Source organism: Synechocystis sp. CACIAM 05 (assembly GCF_010222815.1).
In the GTDB taxonomy this organism is placed as follows: Bacteria; Cyanobacteriota; Cyanobacteriia; order Cyanobacteriales; family Microcystaceae; genus Synechocystis.
In genome coordinates, this window is the sequence record NZ_CP019225.1 from 727773 (window position 1) to 746111 (window position 18339).

The following is an 18339-nucleotide window of genomic DNA, read 5'->3' on the forward strand; positions in this document are numbered from 1 at the left end:
CCACCCTTCCAGGCCAGCTAGAATTAAAAACTGACTAGCTCAGAGCATTGATGGCGTAATCGAGGTAGGAATTAGCTTCGTCACGGGCATCGCCACTCAAGCCGTGGTTAGCTTTGATGTATTTCAGAGCTTCAACATACCAGCTGGGGGAGAGGTCAAAGGTGCGGTTGATTTCATCAATACCGGCGATCAAGTACTCATCCAAAGGACCGGTACCACCAGCAACTAAGCAGTAGGTAACGATGCGGAGATAGTAGCCGATGTCCCGGGCACACTTGTCTTTACCCCGTTGATCCGCAGCAAAGTTGTTGCCTTGGGTTTGGGTGGTGTAGGGGAATTTGTTATAAACGGCTTGGGCAGCACCATTTACCAAGCTCTGGGCATTGTCGGTCAGAGCTTTAGCGGCTTGCAAACCAGCATTAGCTTGACGTAGACGACCGAAAGCAATTTGCAATTCGGTGCTGCTCAGAAAGCGACCTTGAGAGTCAGCGGTGGAAACGGCTTCAGTTAAAGGGGTTTTCATTGTTCTGGTATCTCCCGTTAGAATGTGAAAATTTTCCTAGATATGTCAGCTTTAAGCTGGATTTTCTCGGGTATAGAACCTGAGTAAAGTTGGTTTTTAAAATAACCAGACTAGGCTACGGCAGCAGCGGCGCGGTCGAAGTAACCAGCGATTTCAGCAACGATAGCACTGCAATCACCACGGGTGATGCCATTGGGATCGTTAACGATGTCCAGGGCAGCTTCTTTCATTTTTTGAACGCCAGCAGCTACGGAAGCACCGGGAACACCCAGGGCAACGTAGGTTTCACGGAGACCGTTCAAGCAACGATCTTCTAGAACGGAAGCGTCGCCGGTGAAGGTTGCGTAGGTAACATAGCGGAGGATGATTTCCATGTCACGCAAACAAGCAGCCATACGACGGCTGGTGTAGGCGTTTCCACCGGGTTGGATTAATTGGGGCTGTTCGGCGAACAAAGCACGAGCAGCGTTGGAAACGATAGCGGAAGCATTACCGGTGATGCGGTTAACAGAATCAATCCGTTTGTTGCCTTCAGCAACGGTAGCGCTCAAAGCATCTAACTGAGAACCAGAGAGGTACTCGCCGCGAGCATCAGCTTGGGAAACAACCCGAGTGAATACGTCGAACATTGAATTAATCTCCTACTTGACTTTATGAGTTGGGATTTTCTTAAACACAATTCCCCCGGATAAACTGAGGGAGTCCAAAGTAATGACCCTAGAGTTATTGTTACCGATCTCCATTAACTTTCGTTAACCACCCGGGGATTTATGAGAGATATTACCTAAATAAATCCAGGGAGAAACACGGAGGCAGCGACAAGGGCCACCGGGATGCTCAAACAGCTCAGCGCCATAGGCTTGAATGCTTTTGCAATCCCACAGTTAACTTTATACAACGGTGATGGGACTTATGTCTGTTACATCTTGTTAATTTTATTCCTGCTTTTTTGTTAAGTAATGTTGCAGGGGATTCTCAGATTGTCCTGGATTGGGAAGGGAAGACAACCAGTTTTGTTCAGCTTATGTTTTAGGGCTAAAATTATGCAATTGATGTTCGGTGCGAACTTTTCTCGTTTTTTTAGTTTCCAGTGGGGTAGGGAAGGCTGTTGCCTAGGGAACCACAGCCTACTTTCCTTTTTGAGCTTTTTATCCCACCATGTTTGATATTCAGGGACTCTTCTCTACAGGTGGGTATAGATTTGTTAAGTTTATTTTATAACGAAGTCGGGACCGTCTTTGATTTGCCTTGCTAATGGGCTAAATAACTTCATCAGGAGCCATAAACCTTCTCTTCATGGGATTTAGCCTAAGCAACGTCCCTGTGGTTTGTCTGTGATCTAAATCACCTGGTTAATGTGATAGTTTCTCTGGTGGAAAGACTGGCCATGGCAAAGACTGGATGTAGTTAGTGACATTCAAGTCTTTTTTTAATCATGTTTGATTGTACTGTTGATTGTTTTAGTCTACCCGATGATCTGGCCCTCAAGCGGAAAATTACCGACCTGGAAAAATTATTAAATTGTGCATCCAATAAGCCGGTGGTTGACCACGAAACTAGGGCTGAAATTGTTCACTCCGTGGCCAGCCGCATGGGAAGAGTGGCCTATGTCCGTCGCCTATCGATGGGACGGGTCAGGCAAAAGCGTGGTTGAGGCGTTTACTTGGACGGAGAACTCCCTTTTTTTCCACTTGACTGGTCAATATTTGGCTAAACACTTCCATGTTAGCGGGGACTGACATTCCTTTTCCCTTTCCCTAACCTGGATGTAGTGGGGCAAGATTTTCCCACAACCAATATCCGCAATCAGGTGAGGAAATTAGGATGTTTAATAGTTTTTCGTTCCCTAAGCTGCATTGGCAAGCCCGCCGCTCCACAGCTTTATTGACTACCGTTCTCTTGATGGGAGGGTTGGTTGGTAGTTTTACTAATCCGGTGGAAGCTCGTCCCCGTCCCAACCGTGGCAATGCCGCCCAAAATTCTAACCGATGGAATAACAATAATGCCTATCCCGGCGCTCCTCGGTCTAGCTATAACATAGGTCAACTCTACAATGTGGAAGTGCCGGCCCAAACGATGATTCCTGTGGCGGTTGACCAAGGACAAATCACATTGAGAAGGGGAGAAACCAGGGCGGCCAGTCTCCGCACAACTACGGCCCTCCGTCAATCCGATGGTGTTACGATTATTCCTGCTGGCAGTGAAATTATTGGTCAGTTTCGCCCGATCGCCAATGGTAATGCGATGCAATTTGTGGCCCAACAATTGGTGCTCAATAATGGCGAATATTTACCGATTAATGCCCGTTCCCGTGAGCTTGTCGGTTTTCAAACGGTCAATAAGGGGGCGAGTGCTTCCGATGTGATTATGGGGACTTTGGCTGGGGCCGGCACGGCAACAATCATTTCCGGTACCACTGGCGATCGCCGTATTACCCCTCTGGAAGTGCTTGGGGGAGCAGCGGCAGGTGCCTTAGCTGGCTGGGGTCTGCCCACCGCAGGGATTGTTGGCGGTGGCTCCGAAGAATTGTTAACCGTTTCCAGCCGGGATTTGACCCTAATGTTGCAATCTCCCCTCCGCATCGGCAATGGCCAAAGGCAAACGGTGCCCACTAATAACAACGGTAACTGGCGTAATGCTAGTTGGTAGATAGTGGATAGCGCCAAACCAGATAACCTCGTATGGATTGTCACTTTTGAAATATAAAGTGACTTTTTTGTCAATGAAATTTAAAATTTCTTAAAATTAATTGGGTAAACAGTAACATTTGTGACGGTCTACTCCGGTTAAATCCCCTAACGTAGCTTCTAATTCATTCACTAGGAATAAATACTCATGAGTGTTTTCCCCGCAGAAACCTGTCCCGTGTGTGGCGTCACCATTGAAAATGGCTCCAAGGTGGTTTTCTCCTCTGGGCCGGCGGGAACGAGGGCCCGGCTCTGGGCCAGGGTCTGCAATTTTGCCCGTAACACCAGTTGCATCAATCAAGATGAAGCGGTGATCGGTAATGTTTCCAGCCGGGATTATTACGACTAGTATTTTTATGTCTAGACTGTTTTTGCTCGACTAAATTAAGTCAAATTTTGCCCAGTTTTCCCATGTTTATGTCTGGCTTTGGCCAAAGGGGAGCTGGGCTCTCGCTTGAGTATTAATCTTGCTTATTGTTGGGGCTGTGGTAAATCCCACTGGGCATGGGCTTCAGTTATCCACTAGGGCAGAAGGATTTAATGGAAGCGGTGTGAGTGTGGGCAATTTAAATTTTGGCGATCGCCTCACAATCCCGAAACCTCCTTGTTAAAGGATGGTTTAACCTGGGACAATTTCGCCTCAATTTTAGGTTTAAGCCGGTCTAACTCCTGCTTAAGTAACCGTTTAGTCACCTGGGGTTTACCACCGGGCATGGATTGACTGGTTTGGGCCCACTCCTTGAGCAACTTACACTGATTGGGGGCAACGGTAGCGGTCAACATATGCTGACAGCGAGTGGGATTTTCCAACGCAAAAAACAGCAACCAATAGGTACCGGATTCCCCCAACATCTGGGCAAAACTCTGACCCGACCTAGTCTTTAAATCCAAATAACAGGGCAACCAGCGGGGACCATATTCCCGATGGTAGAGCACCGTAATCCACAGCACCATGGGATGGGGAGAAGTCATCAGTAAAAATTGGTTGTAGCGGATGCTGGACATCCGGGTGAGGATATCCTCTTGATTCAACATCACCCACAAACTAGCCAATTTTCCTTCAGCGGCGTTGAGCACATAGGGAAAAACAATTTTCTGTTTTGGTTTATCGGAGGGCCACTCTAACTGCTTACAGAGTTCACTCACCAGCGGCAACCGCGTTTCTGGGACGATTCCCGGGCCCCGCTGGGCCACCACCGTTGCTTCCATATCCGTGTTGAGTAAATGGGGAGCAATCTGGGTTTTCTCGGTGTCGGAAATGGGGGGAGCTTTGATTTCCGCTTCAATAGCATCGATCGCCCGGATAATCACATCCACCGATTGGGGACGACCTTTGGGGCTTTTGGCCAGGCAGTTCATCACCAAGGCTTCGAGGGAAGCGGGGATTTTATAACGGGCGGAAAAGGGATGGGGCTTAGTGTGATGATGGGCTTCATACCAACCCCCAAAGGAAGAATTGTCTGGGAACAGGGGCATTTCCCCCGTTAGCATTTCGTACATCATCACCCCCAGACTGTAGATGTCCGAGCGGCTGTCTAATTCTTTGCCCTCCATTTGCTCTGGGGAACAATAGGCAAGGGTACCCATGAAGGCCTGGGTTTTCGACTCCTCTGCTGCTTGTACTAATTTGGCGATACCAAAATCGAGAATTTTAACCAGTTCCCCCAGGGCGGGGTCTTCCACCAACAGTACGTTGCTGGGCTTGATATCCCGGTGGACAACGGGGCAAGCTTCCCCCTGGTAAATAATTCCTTTATGGGCACAATCCAAGCCAAAGCAAATTTGCCTAGCTATTTTTAAAAAGCGCTCTACTTTGAGGGGACGGTATTTAATCACGTCACTAATGTTTTCCCCTTGGAGGTATTCCATCACGTAGAAGGGAATTTCCTTTTCGTCCAGGCCGTAATCCCGCACCCGCACAATGTGGATACTTTTTTCCCCCAGTAGGGCCGAAATAGTGGCTTCCCGTTCAAACCGTTCCTTCATGCGGGGATTGAGCAAGGCTTGGGAAAGGAATTTGACTGCGACGGTGACTCCCCCAAGGAGCTTATCTTCCGCTCGGTAGACTTGACCCATAGCTCCACTACCCACCAACTCAACCAGTTGATAGCGATTGGCCAATAGACGGCGGTGACGGGAGTCAGGGGTCATAGCGCAAATATCTCAGCGACGAGCGGTGACGTTAATTTTTTGAGCAACAAGCAATCAATATCGATCCCTAGCCTCAACCCTGTCTTTCCAGGGTGGCTTCCATTGTACTGGTCAAGGAGTGGCCGGTGAGCATCCCACTAGCTAAATAATAACGACGATCATTGAAGCGGTAAAAGGTTTCAAAGCCACTCTGCCGTTGGCGATCGCCTAGGACCCAATAGCGCTGAACAATGGCATGGTTAGAGAGCCAGCCTTCCCCTTCTACTCTACCTAGTTGACTGTGTTGCAAAACGTAGGTGTATTGGGACTCTCCGCCATTGAGACGCCCCCGATACTGACAGGATATATCTTGGTGACTACTACCAGGAAAACTAAACTTGGTCACCATGGTAAACCAATCTTCCTGATTCCAAGCTATCAGGGCACCTCCCTTGATTTCTAGGGGAGATTGATTGCGCTCCTGCCAAAAGCCCTCTAGATGCCATCGGCCTGGTTCCAATAGGAAAGTGTGGGCCAAAGTGTTTTTCTCCGGTTCCGTGCAATTCCATTGTCCCTAATTCTGGCAGTGAGCTCAGGAAATATCACAAAAAATCCACACCACAATTGCCGCTATTTAGTTTAGTGATGGGGAGTCTAGTCAAAAAACATTAAAAACAATGACATTGTTGTTTTAGAACAGTAGTCAAAGTTACAATATAAGGACATTTTATTGAATTCTAAGTTTTTATAGGACTACGTGGGGAATGGTAAATTCAGCAGTTCGCTCCCTGGCCATTGTGGGGGGAGTGCATGGTAATGAAAGGACGGGGGTGGAGGTGGTGCGTCGCTGGCAACAGAAAGATTTTGCTCGATATTTTCCGGCATTGAAGTGTCACTATTTCTTGGCTAATCCCCGGGCGATCGCCGCCAATCGTAGATATATTAACCAGGACTTAAACCGTTGTTTTCGGCCCCAGGACCGCAAAAACCCCTATCTAATGGGCTATGAGCAGTTGCGGGCTCGGCAGTTGGCCCATCAAATTTCCCTGGCGGGGATTGATTTCATTGTGGATTTGCACACCACCACTGCGGCCATGGGCACAACTTTGATTTTAAACTGCCCCCATCCTCTGCTCCTCAACCTAGCAGCTTACCTCAGCGCCCAGGATGAGGAAATTCGAGTGTTGCAGTATTCGCCCCAAAAGGATTTACCCTACATTCGTGGCCTGTGTGAATTAGGCTTAACCATCGAACTAGGCCCCGTCCCCCAGGGGGTCTATGACCCAACGGCGATCGCCAAAACCCAACGGACCTTGGCCAGAATTCTAGCCTATCTCCAGGCCTCGACCTCCGGTAATGTTCCAGCGGCGGATAACTGCACTGTTTATCAGCAGATAGACACTATTGATTATCCCAGGGATGAACAAGGACAAATTGTGGCGGAAATTGCCCCCCACATCCGGGATTACCAGGCGATTAAACCGGGCACACCATTGTTTTACCATCGCCGGGGTAATGTTACCCCCTATCAGGGAGTTGCGACGGTTTACCCCGTATTTATCGGTGAAGCGGCCTATGTGGAAAAGGGCATTGCCATGGCGTTAACCCAGCGCAAAACCATTGCCATTTGACGGACTGATGATCATTGATCATGCAGTCACCGGGTTGATAAGGTCGAGAAAATAGAAAGAAATCTTCCAGGCGATCGATAAAGTGGGGAATTTGAGCTAACCTTTGATGGCACTATGTGGAGGTCAATCACTGGATAGCCATGGCGGATTGTTTTTTTGTCACTGGGGGCACGGGCTTTGTCGGGGCTAATTTGGTCCGCCATCTGTTGGAGCAGGGTTATCAGGTGCGGGCGTTGGTGCGGGCTTCCAGCCGTCCCGATAATTTGCAAAATTTACCCATAGATTGGGTCGTGGGAGATTTGAATGATGGGGATCTTCACCGACAAATGCAAGGCTGTCGGGGTCTCTTCCATGTGGCGGCCCACTATTCCCTTTGGCAAAAAGACCGGGAAGCTCTTTACCGCAGTAATGTTTTAGGCACGAGAAATATCCTGGCCTGTGCCCAAAAAGCAGGCATTGAACGCACTGTCTACACCAGTTCCGTGGCGGCGATCGGCGTTAAAGGGGACGGTCAAAGGGCGGACGAAAGTTATCAAAGTCCAGTGGAAAAGTTAATTGGAGCCTATAAACAGTCCAAATATTGGGCGGAACAGGAGGCATTGACAGCGGCCCAGCAAGGCCAAGACATTGTCATTGTTAATCCCAGCACTCCCATTGGCCCCTGGGATATTAAACCTACTCCCACGGGAGAAATAATTCTGCGCTTTCTGCGGCGACAAATGCCAGCCTACGTTAACACTGGCTTGAATTTAATCGATGTGCGGGATGTGGCGGTGGGGCATCTCCTGGCTTGGCAAAGGGGAAAAACTGCTCTGACCAGAGGCGATCGCTATATTTTGGGTCATGAAAATATCAGTCTTCAAGGGATTTTGGCCCATCTATCTACCATTACGGGGTTAACCGCCCCGAAAAATACGGTTCCCCTTTGGTTACCCTTGACCTTTGCCTGGGTGGAAGAAAAAGTTCTGGCTCCCCTGGGGCGATCGCCTTCGGTGCCCATGGATGGAGTTAAAATGTCCGCCCAGGAGATGTATTACGATGCTAGTAAAGCGGTGCAGGAATTGGGGCTACCCCAGTCCTCTATCAAACAGGCTTTGGCAGACGCGGTGCATTGGTTCCAAAACCATGGCTACGTTAAGACCCAATAATTCCCGGTCCCCTATGGTTGCCCTGGAACGGAGAAAATTTTCCTGTGGTTCCAGGTGATACGTCGCCATCGTTCCAATCTGATTAAATCCACACTTGATTCCAACTTTTATTATCTTCCATGACTATTCAACTAACTGTACCCACCATTGCCTGTGAAGCCTGTGCCGAAGCCGTGACCAAAGCTGTGCAAAATGAGGATGCCCAAGCAACAGTGCAAGTGGATGTAACCAGCAAAAAAGTCACCATCACCAGTGCTCTGGGGGAAGAACAAGTACGAACGGCGATCGCCTCGGCGGGCCATGAAGTTGAGTGAAGTGTAACAGAGGTCGAGACAGTGACGATTTTTCGTTCCGGCTGTTCTGGTTTGCATTTATAGCCTAACCCTCTACAATCGAGGGAGTATTTTGCAACCCGTATGTGTGTGTGAGGCTCTGAACAATGCAGTCCCAATCGAGGATAAAAGACCTGAAACGTAAGCCTGGTCAAGGTGCCAATCTCTACAATCTGTCTTTGGGCGGGCTGATCATCATCGGTGGTTTGGTTTGGTCTTTACCCGGTAGCACCACTGGCAATTTGGAAATTGAACAATCTGCCCCCGCTCCCGTCACCCCAGCCGCTCCCCCAGCTCCGGTGAAAGCTACGGCCCCCGTGCCAGTCCAATCGACTCCGGACTCCAAGCCAGCAGCGCCTAGATTACCTGCTCCCACTATTGCACCCATTTCTAGCCAGCCAGCCCAAATACGCCAGGGTTTGCAAAAAAATAGTTACATTGATGCGGCTCCCCAGGGCACAGCGGCGGCCCCCAATCTTCCCACCCGGACAGAAGTGGAGTTCGTTCCCCGTTCTGGGCAACAGGCTCCCCTCAATACCCGTTATCCCGCCGCCAACCGCAGTGCTAACCGTGCCCCCGTGGCCCGTCAGCAATCTAGTCCGGTTAATCCCCCCAAGGCGATCGCCCCCCGTCGGCAGAGCATCAATGCCCGTAATGCGGCTCCCGGTAACAATTCTGTTTCTCCCCTCAATCCTCTAAATATTCAGCCTAAAATCAGTTCCCTGGCGATCGGGCAACCAGTGGGAGCCAATCAGATTTTCAGCCTTGATCCTATGGCCAATCGGGGTATTCAAATCGCCCTAGCTCCTTTACCGGAATACAGTAGGGCCACGGGTTTGTACTCTACCCAAGGTCAGCCCGGCCAGGGGACTGATCTGATGTTCCCCGTTGCCGGCGTTAACCCCATTACCTCGGCCTTTGGTTGGCGAATTCACCCCATCAGTGGCCAAGGGCGTATGCACAATGGTACCGACATCGGCGCTCCCATGGGCACTCCGGTGCTGGCCGCCTATGACGGGATAGTGGCAGCGGCCCAATGGTCCGGCGGCTATGGCTTAATGGTTACCTTGCGCCACTTAGATGGAACCCAGGAATCTCGTTATGCTCACCTGTCAGAAGCCTTTGTAGAAAGTGGACAACAGGTGGCTCGGGGTGAAGTGATTGGCCGAGTTGGTAGCACAGGCTTCTCCACTGGGCCTCATTTGCACTTTGAATGGCGACACCTAACCAATGATGGTTGGGTTGCAGTGGATGCAGGCCCCCATTTGGAAGCCGCTTTGGCTAATTTGATGGCGGCCCAAAAATATGCCCAATCCCAAGCTGACTCCCAGCCCCAAAGTTAAACGACGGATATCTATAGTTAAACAACCGATGGATTTCCCATTGTTTCAATTCTCTGAGTGCATCCAACTCGGGGATTTTTTATTTGACTATGGCAACAGCCTAGACAATTCCAACAAAATGTAATCAATGTCAATTTCCCCTACCTAAGTCGACAGAAAAAACTCCGTCGGTCATCTCGTCTTAGTTTACATTGGGGTAATTGTTCAATCACGACTAGTCAACACTCTGGCTTTGGGGTAACAGTGGTTCCAACCGGGCTCGGAAACCTAATTCCTGGAGGGATGCCACCGCAGTACAGTAATCATTCACCCAGTAGTTTTCTCCAAAACGAATGAAGTGTTTAGTTGGCCCTTCATTAATGCAAGCCACCACCGGTATTTTCATCTGTTCTTTTTGGGGGGCATGGCTTTGCAAAATTTGTTTTAGTCGGGCCTGAGTGCTGGTGTTGGCAATCTCCTGGGGAGTGAGGTCCAGCATAACCATTTTCACTTCTTCCACTGGTTCTAAATCTTCCACAATTAACTGGTATTGATCATCCCGACGGTCAACTTTGCCCCAAATCATTTGTTGACTACCTTCTATTAGCACATCCTGCAAACGCTCATAGTTGGAAGGAAACACCACCGCTTCCGATTGGCCCGACATATCTTCCAAAGTTAAAAACGCCATAGGTTGACCATTTTTTTTAGTAATAATCTTTTTCACTGCTACTAAAATTGCCACTGCACTAACTTTCTGACGAACTTTATACTGATCTAAATCCACCAGGTTAATAGGAGATAATAGGCGGGCAGAACGTTGTACCGATTTGAGGGGATGTTCCGAGACATAAAAGCCCAAATGTTCCTTTTCCAGTTGTAGTTTTTCTTGCAGGGAAAATTCCGCCACTGGGGGTGCCGAAGGTTCCTGTTCAAAACCGTTATTAGCGGCTTCTTTAGCTTTAATGGATTCCCCTGCAGTTAGACTATCAAAGATATTTAATTGCCCTGTTTCTTTCTCCTTAGCCCGCTTTTGGGCCCAGGCAATCACCAATTCTAAATCATGTAAAAGTTGGTTGCGATTAGACTGCACTCCATCGAAGGCCCCAGCCATGATTAATGTTTCGATCGCCCGACGGTTAACGACCCGTAAATCCACTTGGGTGCAGAAATCTGCTAGGGATTTAAAGCGTTTTTCTTCAGAATTATCTCGGGCGGTAATAATTTGCTCGATCGCCCCTTCGCCCAAATTTCTTACAGCGGAAAGTCCGAATAGGATAGCTTCCCCCAGGGGGGTAAAATGGCGCTGGGAACGATTGATATCGGGTGGTTCAACGGTTATGCCCATTTTTTGGCAGTTTTCCCGATATTTTTCTACCTTTTCTTGGCTATCACTGCTGGCGGTGAGTAGGGCCGCCATGTATTCCACGGGATAATTGGCCTTTAAGTAAGCAGTTTGGTAGGTAACGTAGGCATAGGCAGTGGAATGGGATTTGTTAAAACAATTGGCGGCGATCGCCCCATTGGCTAGCAGAAAATTATGGTCTTGGGGAAGACCAATATCAAATATTCTTTGCACTCCGAGGGAACGACGGCCGATAACTTTAACCATAACAACAGGGATTATTTTGAAGCCTTGAGGGATTTTTTAATGCTGATTAATGAAATTAGAAACTATCCATGGTAGGCAAATCTAAAGATAAGTTTAAACCTTCTTTTCGAGTACGAAGATCATAATAAACTAATGCTTTGATCGCTTGCCAAAAAGGCACAATTAAAACACTGACAATTATTCCCAACGGAATATCAATTACAGAGCCCCAGGCCGGTTCAATATCAAGAATAATGGTGGTAAGGGAACCAATATTGGTGAACATAGAAAGGGGCAGAGTAATTAAAAAAGCTAGGAAGAAAATTAACTGTAAACTCAACACGTAACCCTTGGTTAAGGACCAACTACGACTGATGGCATTGGGGGGACTCAGGGTCGGCTCTAACGCTAAACAAACATCTACCAAGGCTAAACGGGCAAAAATCCAAATGTAAACGTAAAGGGAAACCAAAGTCCAAACAATGGTTAGTAATCCTGACAATAAAATGGTCACTACGTCGGGGTTATCCCCCATGAAAATAAAGGTGAAAAGACCAATAATAATGCCGTAACCTAGGAGAATTGGAATAAAAAAGAGGAAAAACACTAGGGATGCGAGTAGACTGACCCAGAGAAAGCGCCAAAATCTGGGCATCAACTGGATTTTGGCCGCCGCCACCGTTTCCGGTTGTTCCCCCACTTCAAAGAACACTAGCCGGGCCAATACCCCCTGGGTCGCCAATAATTTCCCCAGACAATAACCCCAGGGCACTAATAAAACGGCGATCGCCAAAACTATTATGCCTCCCACGGCGATCGGCTCCATTACCGCCGCTAGCCCAGCTATGGCTAACATCACTAACCCGGTTATGGCAAAGGGAATTAAAAGCCAAAGGTAGGATTGCCCTGCCAGCCAGAGATAGGATTTGAAATGGTCGCGGTAAACCCTGAGGCCACCGGAAACTACATCACCGACGCTGAGCTTAATTAGGCCACCGGGGGAAGGTTGGTTAGACATAGGGGAAGGCAAAATACAGGGAGTTCTTGCTTGGATTCTACCCCGATCGCCTAAAAAGTCTGAAAAATCCGGCCAAAAATGCTGTCAATTTAGTCCAAATTTAAATATCCCCCTCTAAACAATAGGATTCGTAGAGATTGAGATACTCCATGGCATTTTGCACTGCTTGGGGGCGTAAATTACGCTTTTCCGGGGGAAAATTGGCCAACACATTGGCCGGTTCTAGATAAAGGGCACACCAAGAAATACCAAACCAGGCTTGCCCCATCACCAGGGAGCGGACAAATTGCACTGTGAAATTCTCCGGCAGGGCGTAGGCCGCCTTAGACATTAGTTGCACTGGGGTTGATCGCCAAAGGTCATTGCCACCCTGGGTACTGAGGGGGCCAAGATTTTGATAATTGTCCAGGGCCAGGAGGTAACCGACAATGAATAATTCTTCCGGGGTCAAATCCCCCAAATCCATATGGGTAGGAGGTTTTCCATTTTTCCTGGCCAGGGCCACGAGGAACTGTTCGGCGTTGTTGCTGCCGTCAATATTCCAGCCCAAGGCATTAATCACTGCGGCCTTTTCCCCCAAGGGGCGATCGCCGAGGAGAAAATCTACAATGAGGGGAGACATAATTCGATATTGCTGGGCCCATTCCACTGCGGCAATGTCGGAGTAAGCTCCAGCTAAATCCGTGGAAGTCAGGGGACTATCGGCTCGGCTGGCCAGGGGGTCTAAAGCTAGAATGGAGAGCCCCGCCAGACCCAAGCTGGCAATCCAGGAGGCAACCTTTTTTGGCAATAAATGCGTCTGCATAGAAATACCTGATTCTGATTTCACCACTGTATCGGTCTAAAATTGGACTGCTTTTGCCCTAATTTGCCATGGCTACCCGTTCCCGCAAAGCCCCTTCTGCCCCTAAAAAAAGTCAAACTAACCTTTCCCAGGGTGGCAACAGCCAAAAGGTAGCCCTCAAAAAAGGCTCCAGGGTGGCCAAAATTCGTCTGCAGGAATCGGGCAAAAATTCCCAATCCCGGCGGGTATTTCCCCTCCTTGGCGATCGTTATTTTCTCGGCCGCAGTTCCAGTTGTGATATCCAACTGCAAAATCCCCTCGTGAGTCAGACCCATTGTTCCCTGCGGCGGGACCCTGACCATCCTAACCAGTTTTTTATTCGAGATGAAGGCTCTAGCAACGGCATTTATCTGCAACGTCGCCGCCTAAAAAGCTATCGTCTGCAGCATGGTGATGAAATTACCCTAGGGCCACCGGAATTGGTGGATGTGCCCAAACTTGTTTATTTCAACCCGCCGCCATTGTGGTTAAAGGGAATGCGCACTTTTTTTTCCACTGGTATTCTGTTTTTTCTCATCATCACCGGGGCGATCGCCTGGCAATGGAGCAAAATTCCTGTTAAACCCATGCCCAGTGGCGTGACGGGGCCAGTCAAGGTCTATGCAGGGGACGGAGTGACGGAAATTAATCCGGTTAAGCAAGAAATTCACCGGGAATTTGATAATTTAAGTGATTTTTCGCCCTATTTACCCCAAGCAGTCATTGCTTCGGAAGATACTCGCTTTTACTGGCATTTTGGCGTTGATCCCTACGGTTTGGGCCGAGCGATTTACATTAACCTCCAGGACAGGGATGTGAAACAGGGAGCCAGCACCCTTACTCAACAGTTGGCCCGCAGTTTGTTCAGTGAAGTAGGGCGGGAAAATACGGCGGGGCGTAAGATTCGGGAAATGTTTGTCGCTCTCAAGTTGGAAGCGGTGTATAGCAAAGACGACATTTTAAAAGCCTATTTAAATCGGGTTTACCTAGGGGCTGGTAATTACGGCTTTGAAGATGCGGCCCAGTTTTATTTCGACAAATCTGCCCAGGATTTGGATGTGGGGGAAGCGGCCACCCTAGTGGCAATGTTGCCAGCTCCCAATCTTTACAACCCTGTGCAGGATTATCAAACCTCCGTACAGTTGCGGAATCGGGTCATTGAGCGCATGGCCATGTTGGGCATGATTGACGAACAGGAAGCTAACCGGGCTAGGCGATCGCGCATTCAGGTCAGTCCCAAGGCTACCCAAACCCTTTCCCAACGGCAGGCTCCCTACTTTTACGGTTACATTTTTGGCGAATTAAACCATTTACTCGGCGAAGATGTGGCCAAAGAAGGCAATTTTGTGGTGGAAACTAGCCTGAATTTGAAAATGCAGGCCCTAGCGGAAAAAAGCTTACAAAATTTTCTCACTACAGAAGGAAAAAAGTATGCGGTTTCCCAGGGGGCAGTGGTTACCCTGGACAGTCGTACCGGGGCAGTTTTGGCCATGGTAGGGGGCAAAAGTTACCGGGAAAGTCAATTTAATCGGGCGAGCCAAGCCCAACGGCAACCAGGCTCCACGTTTAAGCTTTTTGCCTACACAGCGGCGATCGCCAAGGGAGTGAGCACTAATCAGGCTTTTGAGTGTGGCCCTTTCACCTGGCAGGGTCAAAACTACAAGCCCTGTGAACGGAGCGGGGCGGCCTCGGCCATTACCTTTGCGGAAGGTTTTGCCCAATCGGAAAATGTGGTGGCCCTACGGGTGGCCCAAACGGTGGGCTTAGACGAAATTATTGCCCTGGCTAAGGATTTTGGTGTTAATTCTTCCCTGGTGAAAGAACCAGGTTTGGTGCTGGGGCAGAGTGAAGCTAGGGTGCTGGAGATGACCGGAGCCTACGGGGCGATCGCCAATGGAGGTGTTTGGAACCGGCCCCACGGCATTGTTAATATCCGGGATGGGGGGGATTGTCCCGATCCAGAGCAACTAAAAAGCTGTCGGGAAGTTTATCAGGTCAGCCAGGATGGCCGGGGACAAAAACAGGTGGTTTCTCCGGCGATCGCCGCCACCATGACCCAACTTTTACAAGCCGCTGTCCATAATGGCACAGGCAAAGCCGCGGACATTGGCTACGGCACCGCAGGCAAAACCGGCACTACGGATAAAGCAGTGGATTTATGGTTTATTGGCTTTCTGCCCCAAAAAAATCTGGTCACCGGCATTTGGTTAGGCAATGACGACAGTAGTCCCACCCAGGGCAGTAGTGGTTTGGCCGCTACCCTTTGGGGTCAATATATGCGACAAATTGCTTCCTTATAGTTAGGCTGGGTTGATCAAAAAGCTTGTCTAAAAAGTCATGATCCGCCTCCTCAATCGACCCACTAAATCTCCGGCAAGTTTGGGGGAATTTGACCCCCAGAATTGGGGGCTAGGGGGGCTTTTAAAACACGTTCTAAACCTTAGCCAGGATGAAAACATTGCCTTCATTACCCCGGCTGATGCGTAAATCTTCGTCTAAATAGGTGATTTCTAGCCAAGCGGCATTGTCTCGACTGGGCAAATTGAAATCCGCTGGCAGAAAGCGTTTGCCCGTGGAAATTTGTTGGATGAATTTTAAAGGGGATTGATAATTGAGGATTTTTTGTAGGCCGAGAATGGAACGCTCAAATTTGACTTCAATGCGTTTGTCGGAAACTGGGATAAACGAAGCCACCACGGATACTAAACTTTCCAAGAAAGGGATGCCTTCAATTTCCGCCAAATTTACCACCCTTGACTCCGCCACGTCTATGTACTGATAAATTTGCCCCATTTGCAAAAGGGGAAGGCGATTCAAGCCCAAAATACTTTGGCTGCTGGTGTAGAGGAGTCGCCAATTGCCATCTAGTAAAATTTTCTCCTGGAGTGGTTTGGGATGGGGATTATAGTCTTCCAATTTTTCCACCGCAGAAAGGATGGCCACCCGGTCCCGATCCGATGCCAATAGCCCCCGGTTTTTACCGGCGATCGCCTCTAGGAGATTGGTTTTAAAATCCATACTGGCATCCATACTATTGGGCACGCTAAATCCGTTAAAAATTTTATTGGGCAGTTACACCAATTATCCCATGTTGGCCGGGACTGGCGATCTGGATTCCCAGAGCATAAAGAACCTAGGCTGATTGCAACCAATTGAGGGTTTCAGGAAAACGGGGAATGGATTGAATTAACTTCTGGGTGTAAGCGCTCTGGGGATTTTCAATAATTTCCTGGGCTGTATTGATGGGTTCCGCCAGTTGCCCCCGGTTCATCACCATAATGCGATCGCCCATGAAGCGAACAACGCTCAAATCATGGGAAATAAAAATATAGGTCAGTTGTAAATCCCGTTGTAATTCCTTCAGCAGATTTAATACCTGGGCTTGCACCGACACATCCAGGGCAGAAACGGACTCGTCACAAATGATAAAACGGGGATTGAGCGCCAAGGCCCGAGCAATGCAAATCCGTTGCCGTTGGCCCCCAGACAATTCGTGGGGATAGCGGTTAAACCATTGGGGACTAATACCCACCCGTTCCAACAGTTCCGCCACCCGTTGCCGTTGCTGCTTAGTGGATTGTTTAGGCTCGTGAATAATCAGCGGCTCTTGAATGGCCCGACCGATGGTCATGCGGGGATTAAGGGAATTGTAGGGATTTTGGAAAATAATTTGCATTTCCCGCCGTAAACGTCGCCATTGTTGCGATTTTTCCGGTAAAGCAGCCACATTTTGTCCATCAAAGATAATTCGACCCGTTTGAATGGGAGTTAAGCGCAATAAAGCCCGAGCTAAGGTGGATTTACCGCAACCGGATTCCCCCACTAACCCCAGGGTTTCCCCCGGATAAACCTGGAAGGAAACATCATTAACTGCTTTGAAAACGGATTTTTTCCCAAATAGTCCCCCCTGCCCGTAACTAACGGTTAGGTTTTGCACTTCCAGCAGAGGGGGTTTGGCTTGTAATTGAGCCAGGCGATCGCCTTCCTGGGTTGGAGTAATAACTTGATAACTGGGAGGCGGGCCATCGGCATTGAGAAAATCTCCCACCGTGGGCAAATGGTCTAACTGTATTTCCAACCGAGGACGACAAGCCAATAAACCTTTCGTATAGGGATGCTGGGGACTATGCAAAATCTGTTCCTTTAGCCCCTGCTCAACAATTTCCCCCCGGTACATCACCGCCACCCGGTCCGCAATTTCGTTAATCACCCCCAAATCGTGGGAAATAAAAATTAGGGACATTTCCTGATGTTGCTTACACAAATCCCGCAGAAGCCGCAAAATTTCCGCCTGCACTGTCACATCCAAAGCAGTGGTTGGTTCATCGGCAATAAGTAGTCGGGGATTGGCGGAAATGGCCATGGCAATCATCACCCGTTGCAGTTGGCCGCCGGATAGTTCATGGGGATAACGTTTGAGAAAACTTTGTTTTCGCTGTTGGATATAACTAGCTAAATTTTGGGTTACTTTGCCCCTAGGCTGGGACTGGTCCTGGGCCAAAAATTCTTCTTCCAGCACTTCATCTTTGGGCAATACCCTCACTTCCTGCAAAAGGGCGATCGCCTGGTTTTGAGCTTCTTCCTGGGTAACGTTTTGGTGGAGGCGAATTGCTTCAATAATTTGAAAGCCAATGGTATAAACCGGATTAAGGGAACTCATTGGCTCCTGGAAAATCATGGCAATTTTGCCGCCCCGGTACTGACGCTTTTCCCCCTCTGGGAGAGCAACTAGGTTGACAGGGGAACTCTGGGCCTGGGCAAAAAAATCGATTTCACTGCTAGGTTCCACCCAGCCTGGTTTGGGCACCAACCCCATAATGCCCAGAGAAGTAACCGATTTACCGGAACCAGACTCTCCCACAATGCCGAGGATTTCCCCCCGTTCCAAAGTAAAATCAATCCCTTTGACGGCCAACAATTTTTCCCTGGTATCAGCATCGGGGAAAGCAATTTCCAGTTGACGCACAGCCAAAATCGGGTCACTCATAAATATTTGGAGACGGGGAAAGTCGCTAACGGCAGGTGGTGACAGTTCTTTTGCAGGGATATCATCAAAACAGACAAAATGTGTCCTAAGATTCGCCACTCAAACTTTAGCAAACAGAGCCGCAAAAACCACGGTAGCGTCAATTTC

17 protein-coding genes are annotated in these 18339 nt (G+C 48.9%); 8 read left to right on the forward strand and 9 right to left on the reverse strand.

What is annotated here, in order from left to right; all coding sequences use genetic code 11:
- Positions 1 to 34: 34 nt before the first annotated feature.
- On the reverse strand, positions 35 to 523 hold the full coding sequence (gene cpcA / locus BWK47_RS03410) for a phycocyanin subunit alpha (protein ID WP_010871860.1): 489 nt from the start codon (positions 521 to 523) through the stop codon (positions 35 to 37).
- 110 nt (positions 524 to 633) lie between these two features.
- Complete coding sequence (locus tag BWK47_RS03415) at positions 634 to 1152, reverse strand: phycocyanin subunit beta (RefSeq protein WP_010871861.1); 519 nt, start codon at positions 1150 to 1152, stop codon at positions 634 to 636.
- Positions 1153 to 1958: 806 nt separating this feature from the next.
- On the opposite strand from BWK47_RS03415, the gene BWK47_RS03420 reads away from it, so the two are divergent.
- From BWK47_RS03420 to BWK47_RS03430, 3 genes are all read left to right on the forward strand, one after another.
- Positions 1959 to 2177: a hypothetical protein gene (locus BWK47_RS03420; RefSeq protein WP_010871862.1), complete on the forward strand. Its 219-nt coding sequence runs from the start codon at positions 1959 to 1961 to the stop codon at positions 2175 to 2177.
- Between the two features lie 170 nt (positions 2178 to 2347).
- A complete protein-coding gene (locus BWK47_RS03425) occupies positions 2348 to 3172 on the forward strand; it encodes a hypothetical protein (RefSeq protein ID WP_162327575.1) in 825 nt (274 codons plus the stop codon).
- Positions 3173 to 3358: 186 nt separating this feature from the next.
- The gene (locus BWK47_RS03430; protein ID WP_162327576.1) at positions 3359 to 3559 is read left to right on the forward strand and encodes a hypothetical protein; all 201 of its coding nucleotides are present in this window, start codon (positions 3359 to 3361) and stop codon (positions 3557 to 3559) included.
- Positions 3560 to 3795: 236 nt separating this feature from the next.
- Here the strand turns inward: BWK47_RS03430 and BWK47_RS03435 are convergent, their stop codons facing one another.
- Both BWK47_RS03435 and BWK47_RS03440 read right to left on the reverse strand, forming a co-directional pair.
- Positions 3796 to 5361: a serine/threonine protein kinase gene (locus BWK47_RS03435; protein ID WP_014407170.1), complete on the reverse strand. Its 1566-nt coding sequence runs from the start codon at positions 5359 to 5361 to the stop codon at positions 3796 to 3798.
- A 73-nt stretch (positions 5362 to 5434) separates the two neighbouring features.
- On the reverse strand, positions 5435 to 5878 hold the full coding sequence (locus BWK47_RS03440) for a hypothetical protein (RefSeq protein ID WP_020861499.1): 444 nt from the start codon (positions 5876 to 5878) through the stop codon (positions 5435 to 5437).
- Between the two features lie 226 nt (positions 5879 to 6104).
- On the opposite strand from BWK47_RS03440, the gene BWK47_RS03445 reads away from it, so the two are divergent.
- From BWK47_RS03445 to BWK47_RS03460, 4 genes are all read left to right on the forward strand, one after another.
- The gene (locus BWK47_RS03445) at positions 6105 to 6971 is read left to right on the forward strand and encodes an aspartoacylase (RefSeq protein ID WP_162327577.1); all 867 of its coding nucleotides are present in this window, start codon (positions 6105 to 6107) and stop codon (positions 6969 to 6971) included.
- A 140-nt stretch (positions 6972 to 7111) separates the two neighbouring features.
- A complete protein-coding gene (gene hpnA / locus BWK47_RS03450; RefSeq protein ID WP_162327578.1) occupies positions 7112 to 8119 on the forward strand; it encodes a hopanoid-associated sugar epimerase in 1008 nt (335 codons plus the stop codon).
- A 119-nt stretch (positions 8120 to 8238) separates the two neighbouring features.
- The gene (locus BWK47_RS03455; protein WP_162327579.1) at positions 8239 to 8433 is read left to right on the forward strand and encodes a heavy-metal-associated domain-containing protein; all 195 of its coding nucleotides are present in this window, start codon (positions 8239 to 8241) and stop codon (positions 8431 to 8433) included.
- A gap of 125 nt (positions 8434 to 8558) precedes the next feature.
- Positions 8559 to 9794 carry a M23 family metallopeptidase gene (locus BWK47_RS03460; protein ID WP_162327580.1) on the forward strand — a complete coding sequence of 412 codons (1236 nt, stop codon included), beginning with the start codon at positions 8559 to 8561 and terminating at the stop codon, positions 9792 to 9794.
- Between the two features lie 214 nt (positions 9795 to 10008).
- On the opposite strand, the gene BWK47_RS03465 is transcribed toward BWK47_RS03460, so the two are convergent.
- The 3 genes from BWK47_RS03465 to BWK47_RS03475 all read right to left on the reverse strand — a co-directional run bounded on the left by BWK47_RS03465 (position 10009) and on the right by BWK47_RS03475 (position 13187).
- Complete coding sequence (locus BWK47_RS03465; protein WP_162327581.1) at positions 10009 to 11385, reverse strand: helix-hairpin-helix domain-containing protein; 1377 nt, start codon at positions 11383 to 11385, stop codon at positions 10009 to 10011.
- Positions 11386 to 11440: 55 nt separating this feature from the next.
- Positions 11441 to 12382: a hypothetical protein gene (locus tag BWK47_RS03470; RefSeq protein WP_162327582.1), complete on the reverse strand. Its 942-nt coding sequence runs from the start codon at positions 12380 to 12382 to the stop codon at positions 11441 to 11443.
- A 100-nt stretch (positions 12383 to 12482) separates the two neighbouring features.
- A complete protein-coding gene (locus BWK47_RS03475) occupies positions 12483 to 13187 on the reverse strand; it encodes a hypothetical protein (RefSeq protein ID WP_237269776.1) in 705 nt (234 codons plus the stop codon).
- 68 nt (positions 13188 to 13255) lie between these two features.
- On the opposite strand from BWK47_RS03475, the gene BWK47_RS03480 reads away from it, so the two are divergent.
- Positions 13256 to 15505, forward strand: a complete 2250-nt coding sequence (locus BWK47_RS03480) for a PBP1A family penicillin-binding protein (RefSeq protein ID WP_162327584.1) — start codon at positions 13256 to 13258, stop codon at positions 15503 to 15505.
- A gap of 133 nt (positions 15506 to 15638) precedes the next feature.
- Here BWK47_RS03480 and BWK47_RS03485 read toward each other — a convergent pair whose 3' ends face one another.
- The gene (locus tag BWK47_RS03485; RefSeq protein ID WP_162327585.1) at positions 15639 to 16247 is read right to left on the reverse strand and encodes a PAP/fibrillin family protein; all 609 of its coding nucleotides are present in this window, start codon (positions 16245 to 16247) and stop codon (positions 15639 to 15641) included.
- A 91-nt stretch (positions 16248 to 16338) separates the two neighbouring features.
- Positions 16339 to 18291: an ABC transporter ATP-binding protein gene (locus tag BWK47_RS03490; protein ID WP_162327586.1), complete on the reverse strand. Its 1953-nt coding sequence runs from the start codon at positions 18289 to 18291 to the stop codon at positions 16339 to 16341.
- Between the last annotated feature and the right edge of the window lie 48 nt (positions 18292 to 18339).